This window comes from Reichenbachiella agarivorans (assembly GCF_025502585.1).
GTDB lineage: Bacteria > Bacteroidota > Bacteroidia > Cytophagales > Cyclobacteriaceae > Reichenbachiella > Reichenbachiella agarivorans.
Window position 1 is genome coordinate 2,504,847 of record NZ_CP106679.1, and the last position, 17,796, is coordinate 2,522,642.

Genomic DNA, 17,796 nt, shown 5'->3' on the forward strand with positions numbered 1-17,796 from the left:
ATAATATCCATTGCATGCTGCTATTGACTATTGACTGAAGTACAGTTATCAATAAAAACCAGTAGAAATGATTAGAATTATTGCCATTGCAGGATTGTTGTTTTGTGTCACACACACTTCCAGTTTCGCCCAAGAAACTATAGACGAACAGTTTCAGGAATTTTATGATAACAATACCTCCTCATGGCAAGAATACAAACTGATCAAGAGACCCTTGCTCAAGCAGTTTTGGGATGTGGTCAGTGATACAGTCAAAGTCAAGAACGACGAAATCGTGAAGTTGAAGGGTGAAATTAAGGAATTAGATAAGCAAATTTCTGTACTGAAAGGTCAATTGTCTAAAACGGAAAAGGAATTGACCGAAAGCAATGCCGTCAATCAAAGCATTTTGTTTTTGGGCATAGAGATGAACAAAGTCAGCTACAATATCATGGTTTGGTTGATTATACTGGGGTTGGTCATTGCGGTCTTGATCATTTATTTCATGTATATACGAAGCAATAAAGTCACCACAGACTCTAGGAAATTGCACAGTCAAATAGAAGAAGAATTGCGTGACCACAAAGAGAAGGCCCGTGAAGCACAGATGAAATTGAAGCGTGAACTTCAAACCGCCCTGAATACAATTCATGAGAATCGACTGAACCACTAGTCGGACAACGAATACTGCTACTTAATCCTTAGATTTGCGATTCGATAGATAGAGATACGATGAAATTTGAGGATTATAGGATATCAGATGAAATTAAGGAGAACTTAGAAAAGATGGGCTTGAAGCGCCCAACTGATATTCAGTTCAAATCTATTCCTGCGATTATGAAGGGAGAGGATGTGTTGGCTATAGCACAGACTGGGACGGGCAAGACTGCTGCGTTTGCCATTCCGATAGTCGAGCAACTCTCTATCGCTCGTCAGAGCAGTACTCGTGCAGATGGTATCAAGTGTGTGGTCATGGTACCAACCCGCGAATTGGCCATTCAGATTGCTCAGTCGTTTGAGCGCATAGCTAAAGGAACCAAGGTCAAGATATTTAGTTTGTTTGGTGGGGTAGAGCAGGATGCACAAATCGCTAAGTTGTCCAAGCAAGTAGACGTGTTGGTTTCTACACCAGGTAGGATGTTTGATCTAGCAAGCCAAGGTTACATCAAGTTCAACAGAGTGCAAACCTTGGTGCTGGACGAGGCAGATCACATGCTGGCCTTAGGTTTTATCAAGGATATCCAAGACTTAATCCGTTTGCTGCCAAAGAAAAGACAGACCTTGTTCTTTTCAGCTACGATTGATGAAGAGATAAAGAAAGTAGCGTATTCTTTGGTCAATAAACCAATTCGAATTCAGATTTCTCCAAAAGACCCAGTAGCTAAGAGTGTGGATCACGCGGTGGCGTTTGTTCAGATGGATGACAAACGTTTCTTTCTAGAAAGATTGATTGGTGAAAATCCTGATAAAAAAATTCTCGTATTTGTACGGACAAAAGTGAGAGCAGAGAGAGTCATGGCTGCTATGCAGCGCGTAAACATTCATTCGGAGACAATACACAGTGGCAAAGAGCAGCAAGATCGCAATGCTGTGATGTCAGCTTTCCGATCTGGAAAAAACAATCTACTGATTGCTACAGATGTATCTGCTCGTGGAATAGATATTCCTAATGTAGATTTTGTTGTCAATTATGATTTGCCAGACGATCCCGAGTTTTATGTACACCGAGTAGGTAGAACAGGCAGAGGTAATCAGAAGGGAAACGCAATTTCTTTTTGTAGTGATGAAGAAAAGGAACTTCTCAAAGAGATAGAAACGTATGTGTCCAAACCGATCAAGGTACTATCGATTGATCGATATGATTATGAAGATACCATTGATTTGAGTGCTGACAAAGTGCAAGATTGGAAAAAACTGATGTCCAAAGCAGAAGAGGAACAAAAAGCCCCCCGCAGAAAGAAAAAAAAGAAGTAGTCTGGTTGTCAGTGATCTATTGATGCATGCGTGACGCTGATGATCTCTTAATCTTCAGGTCTTTTGGGTAGCTGGATGAGAAATTCGGTGCCTTGACCTAGCTGGCTATTGACAATGATTTTGCCTTTTAGTTTTTCTACCAGTGCTTTGACGATAGACAGCCCTAAACCACTAGAGCTTTCGCCAGCAGTAGGCTTGGCTGATAGTTTTTGAAACATCTCAAACATTTTTTTCTGATCTTGTTCGCTGATGCCAGGTCCCTCATCTCGGATAGATATGCTGACAGTATTTCCTTGATTTTCACAAGTCAGGTGTACTGAGGATCCCGCCTCCGAAAATTTCATGGCATTGGTGAATATATTGTCCAATACCCTTCTGAGTACCTCCTTGTCAGTGGATACAAAAAGTTCTGCTTTCGGCAAGGTTAATACTAGCTGTTGGTTCTTTTTATCCAGATTGGTTTGATAGTTGTCCAACCAAGAGTTGATATACTCTACTAGATCAAATTCTTCGTTTTTGATTTTGATGTCAAATTGTTTCATGCCATTGACATAGAGCAAATCACTGATTAGTAAATCTCCTTGATTGATTAGTCGATTGATGAGCTGGAGATACCTAGATTGTTCCTCATTGAGTTCTCCAGATTTGGTTATCAGGTTGGCTAGGCCTTTTATGTTGTTGAGAGGGGCTCGGAGATCATGTGCTACGATCCCAATCATCCCATCTTTTTCTCTGTGTAGGTCTTCGAGTAGATTGTTTTTGGTCAAAATATCCTTGTTGTAATCTGTCAACAGTTGCGCCTGCAACTCTAGTTCTTCTTTCTGACGTACTACTTCGATGGTTCTATTTCGTACCTCTTCTTCCAGCGCTCTTTTTTGATTATAGATAATTTTCATTCTGACTTGATAGGAGAAATAGATGAATGCTAAAAAGCTCACAAATAGCAGTAATCTAAACCACCAAGTCATCCACCAAGGAGGTCTGATGATGATACGCACTTGAGTAATGGAGTCCATCCATTTTCCCTCGGTATTAGTCGCTTTGATACTCAAAAGGTACGTTCCTGGAGGGATGTTGGTGTAGGTTACAAACCTGCGATCAGCGGAGGTCTGAACCCATTCCTTCTCAAAATTATAGAGCTTATACGCATATTTGATTTGATCTGGATCGATATAGTTGAGAGATGAAAACTCAAAACTAAATACAGATTGTTGGTGATTGAGTACGATGGTAGTGATGCTGTCTTCACTGGGGATTTCTACAGTAGACAGCAGGGCAGGTTTGTTGAAGATTTGGAAGCTGGTGATCCTCGTATGATTGTTTTGAACCAGTGGTTTGATGCTGTCAGGGTGAAACATATTGAAGCCATAGATACCTCCAAATAGCATTCTGCCATCCTTCATTTTGAGGCATGACTCTAGGTTGAATTGGTTGTTTTGAAATCCTGTAACAAAATTTCTGATCTCAAATGTGATCAAATTCAACTTACTTAGCCCATGGTTGGTACTTACCCAAAGGTTGCTATGATCGTCTTCCAAAATGCTGGAGACGTTGTTGTTGGCCAGCCCGTCTTTTTCTTGTATAGTCCTAAAGGAATTTTTTTCACGGTTATAGATATTTAGTCCACCGCCTTGGGTTCCTATCCATATTTGGTTTTGACTGTCTTGAAAAATGGTTTGAATCTTGTTGTTAGAGATAGAAGTGGTGTCATTGGGTGAGTATAGATACCTTCTGAATTGCATGGTTTTTCGATCCAATACATTGAGTCCCCAGCTCGTACCCAACCATACCAAGCTATCCCCATCGAGTAGAATGCTCCATACATTGTCATTGCTCAAAGCAGAAGAATCTTGGCTGTTCCAACCAAAATTTAAGAATTGATCATGGTTTCTGCTGTACATATTGAGTCCTCCACCTATAGTTCCAATCCACAGATTGGCATCTTGATCCTCTTTGATTGTCCAGATGTTGCCGTTGTTTAATTGACCCGTCTCATTGGGGTTTGCGTAATAGTGAGTGAATTTTTTGGTGGCTGGATTATAGCGGTTGAGTCCATCGTTGTAGGTGCCGATCCAGAGCAGACCTTGGGTATCTTGGTAAACCTCCATGACCGAGTTGCCGCTCAAACTATTTTGATCATCACTATTGTAGCTGAAATGTGTGTAGATGTTTTTTTCAACATCAAAGTAATCCACACCCGAATGATCCAATCCTATCCAAATGTTGTTTTTTTCATCTTCACAAAATGAGGTGACATTGTTACCATGTATGCCTTCTTCTACTAGAGGGTTGTAGATGGTGTGCCCAAAGGAGGAATAGCTGGGGTGAAAATAGTTCAAACCGCCACCGTAGGTGCCTATCCAAATCGTGCCATTGTTGTCTTCGTATGCACACCATGCTTCATCAGAACTGATGGACCAGTCATCAAATTCGTTGTGAAGAAAATGATTGAATGTGTCATTTTTTTTATCGTATAGATTGAGTCCGTTTTGGGTACCTATCCATAAGTTGCCTTTGGAATCGTGTAGTATGGCTCTAATATGTCCTTCTCCCACACTGGAACTGTTCTTTTCGTCGTTGGTGTAGTTTACGATTTCTTTGGTTTTGGTATTTAATCTGCTCAAGCCTGTTTCCGTACCGAACCACAATTCATCGCCATCGCCAGGTTCTATTTGCCATACGTTGCTATTGACTTGACCCTCATCTATGAGTCGGATGCGCTCAAATTTGCTTTCATTAGGTTTCAATTTGTTGACGTATTCTCCTACAGTAGCGACCCAGATATTGCCTTTTTTGTCTTGATACAAATCCATGACCCAATCTTGGGTTAAACTTGTTGGATTCATGGGTTCGTTGACGAAGCGGGTGATTTTTACATTGGGGAAGTCTCCGGTATTTTCTATTTTATTAAGCCCACCTCCAAAAGTACCTGCCCAGATATTGCCGTCGCTATCCTCCATAAGCGACCAAACAGAGTTGTGACTGAGTGAGTTTTGGTCTGTACCGCTGCTCATTAGTCGATCAAATTGTTCTGTTTTCTTATCAAATCTGCAAAGCCCATATGTGGTGGCTATCCACAAATAACCACGGCGATCTTCGATTATCTTGGTGATGAAATTGGAAGAAAGTGTTTTTGACTTTTTGAAATCATTTTGATAGAGCGTGAATTTATGTCCGTCGTATTTGTTGAGCCCATCAAAGGTGCCAATCCAGATGTAACCCTCACTGTCTTGAAGAATAGTGTTGATGTTGGAGTGAGATAGTCCGTCCTTGACGGATAGGTGTTTGAAGCCTAAGTCGGTGTAACTGGAACTAGCCCACGCCATACTTATTTGGATTAGAAACAATCCGATGATAAGTAAAATGGCCTTTATGTTAGATTGACTAATGTTCATCTCATTTTATGACCTACAGAGGCTCACATCCATTGGAGGATTGAAACCACATTGGGTCGTGTTAATAAGATAATACAGTGGGACATAGCTTTTGAATTACTCTAAGATAATCAAAAACTACAAATGGGATGATGTAAATATAAGGTACTTCTTATATTAATATTCTTATTTGGGATGGTATTATTTTATTATAGATTATGTAGGTTGTATTTTCTATACTTTATATGATGGACACAGTAGAAGCTATACAAGCCTCTAAACAATTTTTGGAATGTATTTCTGATTTTTTTGGATAGGTTAGTTTGATCTTCCCATTTTTTTCACTGTTCTTAAAAGTATTCAACTAGCTTCTATTTGTTTCTTTATGCAAAAGTAGAATTTGATTCGGTGTCTTTGCCCTAGTGAGAAATCAAAATCAAATTGGCCAATTATCTTCAAACTCACTACCAGCAGCCATAGTAGTCTCCTCCAATTCATTGACCAGACATTTTTTTAATGCGCCTGCAATGGCTTCTTTATCCAAATCTTGTCCAATGATGACGAGTTCATTCATGCGATCACCCCATTTCTTATCCCACTTTTTCATTATATCCTGTTGGTTTTCCATGTAGGCTTCATTAAGTGCTCGTTCTTTCAAAGGAACTGCTGCCCACCAGCGACCATAAGGCTCGGCTTTGAGTGATCCACCTGCCTGACTCCACATCAAGGCTTTGTCAGGTCGAGAAGCAATCCAAAACAATCCTTTACTACGAATAATAGTAGTAGGCCATTCATGCTGCACGTATTGCCAAAATCGCTCTGGATGAAAGGGTCTTCTCTCACGGAATACGAAGGAGGAAATTCCATATTCCTCTGTCTCTGGAGTGTGCTCGTTGTTTAGTTCTTTGATCCAACCTGCTGCCTGCTCTGCCTTGTCATAGTCAAAAAGTCCAGTGTTCAAAATTTCCCTTGGATCGATTTTGCTATGGTCTGTCCTTATGATTTTGGCTTCTGGATTGAGTTTTTTCAACGTACCTTCCAAAAGTCCCAAATGCTCCTTGGTTACCAAGTCAGTCTTATTGAGTAGGATGACGTTAGCAAATTCTACTTGATCGGTGAGCAGATTGACAATGCTACGTTGGTCTTCTTCATCGTCAGTCATACTTCTGTCCAGAATGGTATCCGAACTACCAAAATCATTGAAGAAATTGAGCGCATCTACGACAGTAACCATCGTATCCAGCCGACTGAACTTGGTGAGGTCATAGAGTTCATCCCCAGTAGCAAAAGAGAACGTTTGTGCGACAGGAATAGGCTCTGAAATACCTGTACTTTCTATCAGCAGGTAGTCAAATTTTTTCATTTTGGCCAGCCTTTCTACCTCTATCATCAAATCTTCACGCAAGGTACAACAGATGCAGCCGTTGCTCATTTCCACAAGCTTTTCGTCCGTACGGGAAAGTTTGATTTCGTTTTGCACCAACTGACTATCTACATTTACTTCGCTCATGTCATTGACGATCACGGCTACTTTCAGTCCTTGTCTGTTGTGCAGTACATGGTTGAGAAGGGTGGTTTTTCCAGCTCCTAGAAACCCGCTCAGTACCGTAACAGGTAATTTTTTTGTTCCAAACATTTTATTTTGAAGTATTTTCATATTATTGACAATCGGGAAACTCCACATTGGATTGTTTTATCTGAGTCCAGTTGACAAGGTGAGCAATCGCGACTACTGCCGCCCCACAAGATGTTAGTATGATTTCGTACCATTCGACCTGCAACCAGTGACCAAGACCAATGAGAGCAAACCCTGCTACAACAATGACCAATGCCATTGGTTTTTGATGATGCCTGAGATAACCATGGATCAATGCATAAGAAGCAATAAAACCACTCACAAGGATGATGGTGTATTCAATCCATGGATTATTGAGAAACTGAAGGCCAGTTAAGGAGGCTAGACTGAGTAAGAACGGAAGTGCCACACAATGCAGGGCACAAAGCAACGAAGCACTGAAACCGACAAAATCCAAATGAGATCCAATAAACTGATTTTTCATATTTTTCGTTAATAGCAACAGAGTTGCAAATATAACATCTAAATCAATAAATGCAATATTGTTGCGTTTATTGATTTCACTTGATAGGTTTGCGATAAAAGAGAGAAAATGTTTAAGACTCAGTCGCTATTTTTTACTTATAACAACTCTGTCGATTTTAGCTTCCCAGACATAGAGCTAGATGCAGGTGAGAATCTATTAATCCTTGGTGAATCTGGCATTGGCAAAACCACTCTGCTACATTTGATCGCTGGGTTGCTACGTCCAGTATCTGGGAGTGTAGAACTGCTCGGGACCTCAATTCATCAACTATCTTCTACCCAGCTGGATAGTTTTAGAGGTCAACATATCGGACTTGTGTTTCAACGTCCGCATTTTATTCATTCTCTTTCATTATATGAAAACCTAGCATTGGTACAATATTTAGCTGGAGAAAACCCGAATCAAAACAGGATAAATAATGTCCTTGCTAGTTTGGGGATTAGGCGTAAGCAAGGCGAAAAACCTCACCGATTGAGTCAAGGTGAACAACAGCGGGCAGCAATCGCCTTGGCGATGGTTAATAATCCTCAGCTTATTCTGGCAGATAAACCCACCTCTAGTCTGGATGATAGAAACTGCATGAAAGTAGCAATTCTATTGAAAGAACAAGCCTTAGAAACAGGGGCAAGACTTATTATCATTACCCATGATCAGCGACTAAAGAATCATTTTTCACATACAATGCAGCTATGAATATTTTTAAGTTGAGCTATCGAAACATGATAAGTCGTCCGCTGAGCACGACACTCTGTCTGGTACTCCTGACTTTAGGTGTAGGAATGATTTCTTTGCTTTTGCAAGTCAACCACCACATAGAGCAGCAAATGGGAAATAACGTGCGAGGCATTGATATGGTGGTTGGAGCAAAAGGTAGTCCGCTACAATTGATCCTTTCGGCGGTCTATCACATAGATGCTCCTACCGGTAATATTTCTATGAAGGAAGCAGAAAAGCTTAAAAGGAACCGACTGGTGGCTGCCGGCATCCCTCTTTCTTATGGTGATAGTTACAAGGGGTATAGAATTGTAGGCACGAGTTTCGACTATCCAAAGCTATATGAAGGTTCATTAGCCAGTGGCAGATTATGGCAGAAACCTAACGAAGTGACCATTGGAGCTATGGTAGCCAAAAACCTAGGGCTGAAGTTGGGCGATGCATTTGTTGGTTCTCACGGTCTCGCCGAAGGCGGTGAGGTTCACGATGAGCAGCGCTATGAGGTAGTTGGGATATTGAATTATTCCAATGCTGTGCTTGATCAACTTATCCTTACTGCTACCGAGAGCGTATGGGAAGTCCATCATCACGAAGATGAGGTGGACCATACCGCTAAGTCAGCAGAAAATCGTGAACCTGAAACACAGGAAGAAAATCACAGCGAAGAGCACATAGACGAACGTGAGATAACCGCTATGTTGATCCAGTTTAGAAATCCCATGGGCATAGTACAACTACCCCGCATGATCAATCAAAACACCAATATGCAAGCAGCTGTCCCTGCCTATGAAATCAGTCGATTGTTTAGCCTAATGGGAGTGGGTATTGACATGCTGAGCACTATTGCGCTGGTGATCATGGCCGTATCTGGCCTTAGTATCTTTATCAGTTTGTACAGTGCCTTAAAAGATCGGGAATATGAAATGGCACTTTTACGTGCTTATGGTTCTACTCGTTGGCAATTAGTTTGGCTCGTATTGCAGGAGGGCTTGTTATTGACTCTGAGTGGATTTGTGCTGGGTATTATTTCATCTAGGATAGGACTGTGGTTCATTTCTGTATTGATGGAGGCTGACTTTCATTATTCTTTTTCAGGCTGGATATGGCTCAAGGAAGAATGGGGGCTTTTGCTGACCGTTCTGATCATTGGTTTGCTGTCTTCCTTACTCCCAGCCATCCGTGTGTTTCATATTAACATCTCAAGAACATTAGCTGATGCATAAACTCTTAATCACACTATTTTTTGCTGTGAGCACACCTACATGGGCTCAAACTAAAATTACTTGGAAAACTCTGGCTGATGTAAGCTTTACTGACAAATACAGTGAAGCTGAACAAGCATATTATTATTACCCGCATTTTGGTACTTCTGTGAAAGTACTGGAAGGTAAAGAAGTGTATATAAAGGGATACATGCTTGTCATTGACCCAGACGAAGGCATCTTTATTTTGTCCAAAAGTCCATATGCCGAATGCTTTTTTTGTGGAAATGGTGGCCCAGAATCGATTGTGGAACTCAAGCTTAAGCCCGGACATCCAAAATTCAGAATGGATCAGCTGGTGACTATGAAAGGGAAGCTAAAGCTCAATCGGGATGATCTTGATCTTTGTAATTATATATTAGTAGGTGCAGAGATATATCAAGAGTAATTCTTCCTGATCGAATTGTTTAAGAATAGTACTAAACTTAATTTTTCATTGGAGCGTTCAATTGATAATAGACAAAAAATCAGTATCATCGAATATGGATAAGAAAAAAATGATTGGAGACCTACTCCATGACAATGGTTTGAAGAAAACTCCAATCCGTACAGAGATGCTCGAACTCTTTATGAATCACGATTTTGCTCTTTCGGCTAGTGATATTGTATCCAAAATGAAAGCTGGGCATGATCGTGTGACAGTTTACAGGGCATTGGCTTCTTTCGAAGAACATGGCATTCTACACAAAGCATCCGAAGATGGACAAGGTGTAAAATATGCTCTTTGTGGTCATAGCTGTCCTGATGAAACACATGCGGATCGTCACGCACATTTTATTTGTGACGAATGTCACCAGACCTATTGCCTCGAAGAAGTTGAAGTACCCGAAGTAGAGGTGTCTGAAGATTTTTCCGTAAACAAAGTCAACTACACACTCAGTGGTGTGTGTAAAGAATGTAATGTTTTCTCTCAATCATAGTCTCTTCATAACTGCTTTAAAAAAGTGATCTTACCAGTTGAGACATCATAGAGAACAGTACCACAAGGAACTTGATTAGACGTTTTCTAATTCCTTGTACTATCTCCATTTGATACTGCATGACGATTAAACATTTTTTCAAATACCTCTCGCTTTAGCCCCCTGCCGATAAACACTAACTTACCTACTCTATCGTGCCCATCCTCCCACGGCGACCCATCCGTGGCAATGAAGGTACTCCGGGCAGATTGAAGAATCACACGGTTGGGATAATTAGGAATGGCAATGAACCCTTTGACGCGATACACCTGATGTCGATAGAGATGAACTATCCTATTCAAATCCAATGATAGGTTGTTGAGATCCAAAGGATTCGGGAAAGAAATTGTAAAGGTGGTGATCTTGTGGCTATTGGTTTCCTTGGTATCATGCTCGTGATGATGAGTTGGCGCATGGGCGATAGATTCAATTGCTTTTGCCTTTGTTATGCCCAATTGAAGTAACTCATCAATGGCAAAAACACCTTGTTGGCCAGTAAATACCTTGGCTTGAGGGTTTATGCCTTCAAGTAAATTTTTGACTTCTATAAGTTCATGATTGCTTACTGTTTCCGATTTATTAATCAAGATGGCATCTGCCAAAGCAATTTGTCGCAAAGCCTCTTCGGTCTCCGAAATCCATTCCCCGACTAAACCTGCATCGGCAAGACAAATGACTTGTTCTAGGTTATAGACCTTTTCTACCGCAGGATTATCTAAAAAGGCCTGAATGATGGAGCTAGGATCAGCGATACCCGTTGTTTCTATAATCAAGCGATCATACTGATCCCTTTTCTTATATGCTGATTCCAGCACATCCAACAATCCATCCGAAAGCGAACAACAAAGGCAACCCGCGCTGAGTTCTACTACTTCTTCTACACCATCGATTATCAGCGCACCATCTACATTGGTCTCCCCACATTCGTTTTCTATCACAAGGATTCGTTCTGGGAGACGTTGATTGATAAAGTAGTTGAGAAAAGTAGTTTTACCACTTCCTAAAAAGCCAGTGATGATATGTACCGGTATCCTATGATTTGTGGCTTGCAGCATGTTCCTTTTTAATTTAACGTTGTAGTGTTTTTCCTAAATGTTGAATTATATCTTTCTTGTGTTCATCATTATACCGGCAAACATGATGGTGATAATCGAAATCAATGGCCATATTAACTTAAGCGGGTGCGAATCAGTATTTTTTGAAAAATATTTCGGTTTAAACTGACTCCAATCTTCACTCTTAACAGGGCGGTTTTCAAATATTTTTGGATAGAAATACAGCCTTGTTTTTTCATGAAACTCATTGGTTTTATCTTGAAACGCAAGATGGTCTCCCAGACTGGTGTTGGCAATATCGTTGAACAATAATTGTGTGTACATGGTAGGAATAGCCAATGCAATCAAGCGACTTGCGTGCTCGCGCTGCATTAGTTTTTCTCGCATAGCATTGCTCTGCTCCAAGGATTCATCGTCTCCCATTTGCTGCATAGCGTAATACCACATCCATCCAAATCCTTCCGTTGTATCGGTATAGTTTTTATATTGTGGGTAGTGGGCATAAAACTTCTCTATGGTTTCTTGTTTGTCCATATCCCATTTTTTGTGGTATCCATCACGCTGTTTTACCATGGTGCTCAGCGCCTCGGGAACTGGATATTTGTTCGCCAAGAAATTATTGATAGTAGCAGGCAAAAGTATGGCGAGAACCACCCACAGCGAGAGTAGTGTCAGTAGGTTAAAACTTGAATTGCGTTGAAAAGAAACGACCCAAAAACACAGTACAAACCAAAAGGTTAAATACAATACACTGAGAACGATAAATTGAGCCAGTGATCCATTTAACTCAAGAGACAGAGCCAGTATGGCAATAGCAAATAGTATCGCCAATGACGCATAGATCATTAAAGCTCTGATAGATAATTTGTACCATAAAAAACGAATCTTGGATTTGGATTGAATGGCAATAAGTCGCCATGTGCCAGTTTCATTTTCTTCGGATAGCAAATTGAAGGTAAAGGCAATAATGAGCAGCGGAAACAGGTAGATGATTACAAACCCAAAATCTAGGTTGCCAGATTGTAAATTGGCAGGATTGTTTAGATCAGTGTCATATTTTTGCCCTTCTAGGTTGCGTATCGTTACACTTTGCAGGCTTGGGTTAATGTCACGTTGACCAATAGATAAAGCCGAGAGTTTATCTGGTTTGTTGATCAAGGCAAAACGTAAGTAGTACATCAATAGACCAAATTCGTCCTCATGATAGGCCACATTTCGTTCAATGTGCTCTTCTTGCTGACGTGTCACCTGAGCTATTGTCTTCTCTTGTTTTGCCAAAAATTGTTTCCCAATTAGGATACTTGTGATACCCATGATCAGAATCAGTACAAAAATGAATATTACAGTTTTAGACCTAATGAATTGCTTTGCTATTAATGAAAACATGATTAAATCGTTTTTACTTTTTTCGAAAATATGATGATGAATCCACTAGAAGCCAGAGTCCAAATAGCCAATGCTATGATTGACGATATTTCACTTTGAACGGCTGTACTGACGGAAAAAAACTGGTATTCGAAATCGGGAAATTCCACCCAATGTTTTTTGCTGATGCTATTCGACTTGCCTGCCGAGCTAGTCGCATCGTTGCTGACGAACTCCATTTGTAACTCGTTCATTTTTTGCGCCAATTTGTATCTATACGCTTCTGCTTGCTCTTGAAAACTGACGTATGATTGAAAATCAGTGCCAGAGAGAGCCATCGAGATGTTTTTGACAGCAATGTATGGATTGATAAATGCCGTGTATCTACTCACACTATTCTGTTGACGATAGGTTTGTAGCAATTCATTCAAGTGTCGATTGTAGATTTCACTGCTATTTTTTTCTCCTTCACGCATGACAAAACCGCCATAGTTGAAAGGTAAATCTTTGACCGAACTCACGTTGTGGGCTTGCAACACAGAATCTTTTAGAGCTTTATAATGTGAATCGTCGGGATTATGGCTGTCTCCTTTTAGAACGAGTTCTTTCTCCATCTTTGAATCAAACTCAACCTTAGAAGGTGATGGATATAAATAATTGCCAAACGCTTGTGTTGTTTTGGGCAGCAAGACAACAAAGACTAACCACATAGCCAGAAGTTTGATCAATGCATCTTTGGATGTTTTGCTAGAGGCAGATACGAGGATGGAAATGGTGCATATGACTTGAAAAAAGAAGAAATAAGCTCCTACGATACCCATATATCTCCACCACTCGTCATTGGTAAAGACTATGCTATTGCTAAGCCACAGCCACAAGAATAGTATTACAAATACTGGGATGAAAAGCAATAGGCTTAGACCTAGCATGCCAAGGGATTTGCCAAATAGTATATCTTTCCAACTTGCACCTTGGGTGAGCATGATTTTCAAAGTGCCGCTTTCTCTTTCTGCAGCTATCGAGGCAAACCCAATAAAGAAAATAATCAAAGGGATAAGCGTCTGTAGCAACATGGCCATGCTTATTTCTCCAAATCGGAGCAATCCAGTAGAAAAGCTTGCTTCAGAAAAATTGACCGTATTTTGCTTGTGTGCTTCTAAAAACACCGCATTGCCTGTGAAACTCTCCATCCCAAAATCAAAGATGCTGAGTGGGTGTTTCAACCGAAATGCGAATGACCCAAAATGAGCCATCCTATGCGGATGTTTATCTGGGTTGTTTTCCCAGCTCTCTCTCGCTTGATGCTGATAGTGCGTACGAATCTCATTTTGGATGACATAGCTTTGCCAGCCACTATACATCGCATATGCAAGCAGGATACATATAACAAAGAGCATCACGTATACTGGTTTGGACTTCAATGTATATGTCCAAAACTGCTTGGCTATCAGTATTGTCAATTTTAGATTCATATCGCTTAAAAATTGTATGTGGCTGTTAACATGAAATTACGAGGCGCTCCAGGAAACAATCTCAAATAGTTTTGTGCTCCAATCCAGTAGGTAGTATCTAGCACATTGTTGACATTCAAGGCCAATTGCATGTTGGTTTTTGTAGGATTATAGTACAATGCCATATCCATAATCGTATAGCTTGGGACAGTAAAATCTCGTGTAAACCATGGGATTTTGTCCCCACTGTACTGCACTCCCAAACCAAGTCCTAAACTCTTCAAAGGACTGTTGGGAGAAAAATTGTAGCGTGTCCACAGATTTGCGCTATTTGTGGGTGTGTTTTCCTTGCGTTCACCATTTAAGCTGTTATCCTGATCTTCTACGATGCGGGCATCTATGTAACTATATGAAGCATTGACCTGCCAGTTTGGAGAGATGTAACCCGCCAATTCCCACTCGAAACCACGACTTCTGTCAGCTCCACGTTGCACCAATGAATCTGGATAACAGGGCAGATTAGCATTCATCAAGATGTTTTTCTGGTTGATTTCATAAACCGACACAGTCATCGTGATGCTGTTATTGAGAAACGACCCTTTTGCTCCAATTTCCTTTAGATCACTGATGAGTGGCTCAAACCGTGCAGGGGAATTTGGATCCCAGAAAAATGCTGAGGTACTTGGCATCAGTGACACAGTATTGGACTGGGGTTGATAGCCTTGAAGGTAGGTAGCATACGCATTGATGTTTTTGGTCACTTCGTAAGTAATGCCTACCCGAGGAATCAGAGCAGTATTGGTAAAACTTGCTTCATTGGGCGCATCAAAGTTGGTGATGTCTTCGAACCACTCCTGTCGCAAACTTAACAATGCAGCAAATTTCCCGATTTTCAATTGCTCTTGGATATAAATGGCATGAGTAGTTGTGAGAGCAGAAGGTACCGCGATCCTTGAGTTGATGACATAATCTTCTACATTCTTGATGGTGTAATTGGGGTTGTTGAGATCAAAATGCTCAACATTCGGTTTAGGCATAATGACTCCATTCACAGTCTCGGTTTGATAATTTGCCGCATTGTCAGGATCAAAGGCATTGGTTACAGTACCATCGTTCAATAAATACCCTCTTGCCGAATTTTGCCCTCCTCCTTTGGTCTTGTGCCATCGACTCAAATCATAGCCTACTAATAGTTTGTTGCTGATCGATCCAGTCTTAAAATCAATGTTGAAATAGGAGTTGAAGTTATCAACATTCCAGAACTGTTGCCTTTGTACATAGCGCATAGCTGCCATGCTTGTAATGGGCTGATTGTTAATATCTACCGCAAAACCGTTGGTCGTACGATGCTCTTGCAAGTCCTCTGTCCAAGTCTGCTTCATGTATGTGGCATTGAAACTAAGATGATCAGTAAACTTGTGAGCCAAGCTGGTCGTAATGATGAGTTGTTTTGATTTGAAATAATCATTGGTAGCACCCAAATTCAATCCAATAGGTGTACTGTTGAGGTCAGTAGTCCCTGCTGTGGCACCAAATATTGGCTGTCCACGATCTAACGTACCATCGTTATTACTATAAATCATTTCGACATTTACAGCCGTTTGATCATTGGGGATGTAACTGATGGAAGGTGAAAAAAGCAGCGCATTGTTTTCGACCAAATCCCTGTAAGATTGACCTTCCTGCATGGCTGCATTCAATCTATAAAGCAATGTTTTGGATTCGTTGAGTGGCCCTGTAAAATCAACTGTCCCTCTGATCGTACTAAAACTGCCCGCACTCATACTTACTTCTTTTCGATCCTCAATTAGAGGCTTTTTTGTCACCATATTGATACTGCCTCCTGGATCAACACTGGAAAATGTAACAGAAGCGGGTCCTTTCAACACCTCTACCCGCTCGATATTGGAGGTTATGGGCTGCAAGAAATAATACTGTCGGGTACGCATTCCATTTACTATTTGCCCTTCCTCGTTTTGGCTTATTCCTCGAATGTTGTATTGGTTGTACACACTAGAAGGAGAGACACCACTCACGATCTTCACGGCATCTGCCAATCGAAATGCTTGTCTATCAGAGATGAGTTCTTTGGTGATGGTGGATAGAGACTGGGGTAAATCTTTGTTTTTTATGGATGTTTTGGTGGCAGAAAAGGAGTAATCACTGTTATAGTCTTGCTGCATTCGCCCTATCACTTCTACGGTTTGCAACTCCTGGCTATGCTCTGTCAACAGTATGTCACCAAGGTCGTAGGTCTTGTCTTCAGCAAATTCATAGCGATTGATATAAGTTTTAAAGCCTATAAATCTGACTTCTAGTTGATACACTCCTGCTTTGACAAGGTCAATTTCAAACTCACCTGTTGAACTGGTAATTACGCCTTGTTGGTTATCTTGACTCTTTACAGAGACGGTCGCTCCCGGGATGGTGTTTTGTGACATATCTACCACCTTGCCCGTGATGATGGCTTGTCCGTTGGAGTGACGATAGAAAAGGATAATTATGGATATAGTAAGTACAAATTTTAGTTTCATGGAAATGTTTAAGATCAAATAGTTTTTAGATACAACTCTTGTAATTCATTGGCATTGATCTCAGTAGTAGAGACATCATATACCAACTCACCTTCTTTCATAATACCAATCCGAGTTCCTATCTCCACGGCATTGAAAATGTCATGTGTGGCCATAAAGATGGCCTTCCCACTCGCAGCTAGGTCTTTGCAAATAGCTGTAAATTCTGCGGTGGCTTTTGGATCCAAACCAGACGTAGGCTCGTCCATAAAAATGGCCTTTGCGTTTTTGGCCAAAGCAATCGCCACCCCTACCTTTTGTCTCATACCTTTTGAGTAGGTGGATAATTTCTTGGAATGAACCTCTGTGACCAAACCTACTCTGTTGAGGAATCCTCCTAAGTCCGTCGGGGAATAGGCGTAACCCGCCAGTCGGCTAAAGAAATCTAGGTTTTCGATTCCTGATAGATTGCCGTAGAGTTGCACGACTTCTGGTATGTAAGCAATCATCTTGTTAGTAGTTTCACTGTTGTGTTTCACTTCTACATTGTTGATCAGTGCCTTTCCGTGGGTAGCTTCTAAAAAGCCAAGGAATAGGTTGATGGTAGTTGTTTTGCCAGCACCATTTTGTCCCAGCAGACAAAAAACTTCTCCAGGTTCAATTTTTAGATTTAAACCTTTCAGAGCGGTAAATGCCCCGTATTGTTTGTTAAGATTAATTGCTTCTAGCATGATATATACATTTAACTAAATTGTTCAACATCTGAGATATAGTTTCTGTGGGTATTAGAATGTTGCCGATTTGATATTTATATGTTCAATAAATTTTATCATTCAGATCATCTCTATACTTCTCCTAATCATTACCACTTCTATAATATTCTAAAGAGTAGCAACCAGATAAGCGACAGCCTGGAGTATTCTTAAACGCAACAATGTTGCAAATATATAAATGTTTATTAAACGCACTATTATTGCGTTTAATAAACATTTATTATTTCTGAATAGATCTCTGCATAAGTGTGGAACTCTCTAAGATTTAGGAAGGA

14 protein-coding genes are annotated in these 17,796 nt (G+C 40.6%); 6 read left to right on the forward strand and 8 right to left on the reverse strand.

The window, feature by feature from the left end; all coding sequences use genetic code 11:
* Positions 1-67 precede the first annotated feature (67 nt).
* Together N6H18_RS10470 and N6H18_RS10475 are read left to right on the forward strand one after the other, a co-directional pair.
* Positions 68-652, forward strand: a complete 585-nt coding sequence (locus N6H18_RS10470) for a hypothetical protein (protein WP_262308222.1) — start codon at positions 68-70, stop codon at positions 650-652.
* Positions 653-711: 59 nt separating this feature from the next.
* Entirely contained in the window at positions 712-1,953 is a 1,242-nt protein-coding gene (locus N6H18_RS10475; protein WP_262308223.1) for a DEAD/DEAH box helicase, read from the forward strand.
* Between the two features lie 47 nt (positions 1,954-2,000).
* Here the strand turns inward: N6H18_RS10475 and N6H18_RS10480 are convergent, their stop codons facing one another.
* The 3 genes from N6H18_RS10480 to N6H18_RS10490 form a co-directional block, all read right to left on the reverse strand.
* Positions 2,001-5,279, reverse strand: a complete 3,279-nt coding sequence (locus N6H18_RS10480; protein ID WP_262308224.1) for a ligand-binding sensor domain-containing protein — start codon at positions 5,277-5,279, stop codon at positions 2,001-2,003.
* 484 nt (positions 5,280-5,763) lie between these two features.
* Positions 5,764-6,963, reverse strand: coding sequence for a GTP-binding protein (locus N6H18_RS10485; RefSeq protein ID WP_262308225.1), 1,200 nt, complete (start codon positions 6,961-6,963; stop codon positions 5,764-5,766).
* A gap of 22 nt (positions 6,964-6,985) precedes the next feature.
* Positions 6,986-7,387, reverse strand: coding sequence for a MerC domain-containing protein (locus N6H18_RS10490; RefSeq protein ID WP_262308226.1), 402 nt, complete (start codon positions 7,385-7,387; stop codon positions 6,986-6,988).
* A 108-nt stretch (positions 7,388-7,495) separates the two neighbouring features.
* Between N6H18_RS10490 and N6H18_RS10495 the strand changes: the two genes are divergently transcribed.
* The 4 genes from N6H18_RS10495 (at position 7,496) to N6H18_RS10510 (ending at position 10,325) form a co-directional block, all read left to right on the forward strand.
* Positions 7,496-8,122, forward strand: a complete 627-nt coding sequence (locus N6H18_RS10495) for an ABC transporter ATP-binding protein (RefSeq protein WP_262308227.1) — start codon at positions 7,496-7,498, stop codon at positions 8,120-8,122.
* Positions 8,119-9,366 (forward strand): ABC transporter permease, encoded by a 1,248-nt coding sequence (locus tag N6H18_RS10500; protein ID WP_262308228.1) that lies wholly within the window; start codon positions 8,119-8,121, stop codon positions 9,364-9,366. The genes N6H18_RS10495 and N6H18_RS10500 overlap by 4 nt, the downstream gene beginning before the upstream one ends.
* Complete coding sequence (locus N6H18_RS10505; RefSeq protein WP_262308229.1) at positions 9,359-9,793, forward strand: DUF3299 domain-containing protein; 435 nt, start codon at positions 9,359-9,361, stop codon at positions 9,791-9,793. The genes N6H18_RS10500 and N6H18_RS10505 overlap by 8 nt, the downstream gene beginning before the upstream one ends.
* 94 nt (positions 9,794-9,887) lie before the next feature.
* Positions 9,888-10,325 (forward strand): Fur family transcriptional regulator, encoded by a 438-nt coding sequence (locus N6H18_RS10510; protein WP_262308230.1) that lies wholly within the window; start codon positions 9,888-9,890, stop codon positions 10,323-10,325.
* A gap of 86 nt (positions 10,326-10,411) precedes the next feature.
* Here N6H18_RS10510 and N6H18_RS10515 read toward each other — a convergent pair whose 3' ends face one another.
* The 5 genes from N6H18_RS10515 to N6H18_RS10535 are packed head-to-tail and all read right to left on the reverse strand — an operon-like array spanning position 10,412 to position 17,479.
* Positions 10,412-11,419: a CobW family GTP-binding protein gene (locus N6H18_RS10515; RefSeq protein ID WP_262308231.1), complete on the reverse strand. Its 1,008-nt coding sequence runs from the start codon at positions 11,417-11,419 to the stop codon at positions 10,412-10,414.
* 45 nt (positions 11,420-11,464) lie between these two features.
* Complete coding sequence (locus N6H18_RS10520; protein ID WP_262308232.1) at positions 11,465-12,805, reverse strand: DUF3526 domain-containing protein; 1,341 nt, start codon at positions 12,803-12,805, stop codon at positions 11,465-11,467.
* Positions 12,806-12,807: 2 nt separating this feature from the next.
* A complete protein-coding gene (locus N6H18_RS10525) occupies positions 12,808-14,256 on the reverse strand; it encodes an ABC transporter permease (RefSeq protein ID WP_262308233.1) in 1,449 nt (482 codons plus the stop codon).
* Positions 14,257-14,261: 5 nt separating this feature from the next.
* A complete protein-coding gene (locus N6H18_RS10530) occupies positions 14,262-16,769 on the reverse strand; it encodes a TonB-dependent receptor (RefSeq protein ID WP_262308234.1) in 2,508 nt (835 codons plus the stop codon).
* Positions 16,770-16,783: 14 nt separating this feature from the next.
* The gene (locus N6H18_RS10535) at positions 16,784-17,479 is read right to left on the reverse strand and encodes an ABC transporter ATP-binding protein (RefSeq protein ID WP_262308235.1); all 696 of its coding nucleotides are present in this window, start codon (positions 17,477-17,479) and stop codon (positions 16,784-16,786) included.
* Between the last annotated feature and the right edge of the window lie 317 nt (positions 17,480-17,796).

Excerpts from the sequence above, each read along its gene's own strand:
- N6H18_RS10470 (WP_262308222.1), top strand. The coding sequence starts at position 68 with ATGATTAGAATTATTGCCATTGCAGGATTGTTGTTTTGTGTCACACAC.
- N6H18_RS10520 (WP_262308232.1), bottom strand. The coding sequence starts at position 12,805 with ATGTTTTCATTAATAGCAAAGCAATTCATTAGGTCTAAAACTGTAATA.
- N6H18_RS10480 (WP_262308224.1), bottom strand. The coding sequence starts at position 5,279 with ATGGCGTGGGCTAGTTCCAGTTACACCGACTTAGGCTTCAAACACCTA.
- N6H18_RS10490 (WP_262308226.1), bottom strand. The coding sequence starts at position 7,387 with ATGAAAAATCAGTTTATTGGATCTCATTTGGATTTTGTCGGTTTCAGT.
- N6H18_RS10500 (WP_262308228.1), top strand. The coding sequence starts at position 8,119 with ATGAATATTTTTAAGTTGAGCTATCGAAACATGATAAGTCGTCCGCTG.
- N6H18_RS10505 (WP_262308229.1), top strand. The coding sequence starts at position 9,359 with ATGCATAAACTCTTAATCACACTATTTTTTGCTGTGAGCACACCTACA.
- N6H18_RS10510 (WP_262308230.1), top strand. The coding sequence starts at position 9,888 with ATGGATAAGAAAAAAATGATTGGAGACCTACTCCATGACAATGGTTTG.
- N6H18_RS10525 (WP_262308233.1), bottom strand. The coding sequence starts at position 14,256 with ATGAATCTAAAATTGACAATACTGATAGCCAAGCAGTTTTGGACATAT.
- N6H18_RS10485 (WP_262308225.1), bottom strand. The coding sequence starts at position 6,963 with ATGTTTGGAACAAAAAAATTACCTGTTACGGTACTGAGCGGGTTTCTA.
- N6H18_RS10495 (WP_262308227.1), top strand. The coding sequence starts at position 7,496 with ATGTTTAAGACTCAGTCGCTATTTTTTACTTATAACAACTCTGTCGAT.
- N6H18_RS10530 (WP_262308234.1), bottom strand. The coding sequence starts at position 16,769 with ATGAAACTAAAATTTGTACTTACTATATCCATAATTATCCTTTTCTAT.
- N6H18_RS10515 (WP_262308231.1), bottom strand. The coding sequence starts at position 11,419 with ATGCTGCAAGCCACAAATCATAGGATACCGGTACATATCATCACTGGC.
- N6H18_RS10535 (WP_262308235.1), bottom strand. The coding sequence starts at position 17,479 with ATGCTAGAAGCAATTAATCTTAACAAACAATACGGGGCATTTACCGCT.
- N6H18_RS10475 (WP_262308223.1), top strand. The coding sequence starts at position 712 with ATGAAATTTGAGGATTATAGGATATCAGATGAAATTAAGGAGAACTTA.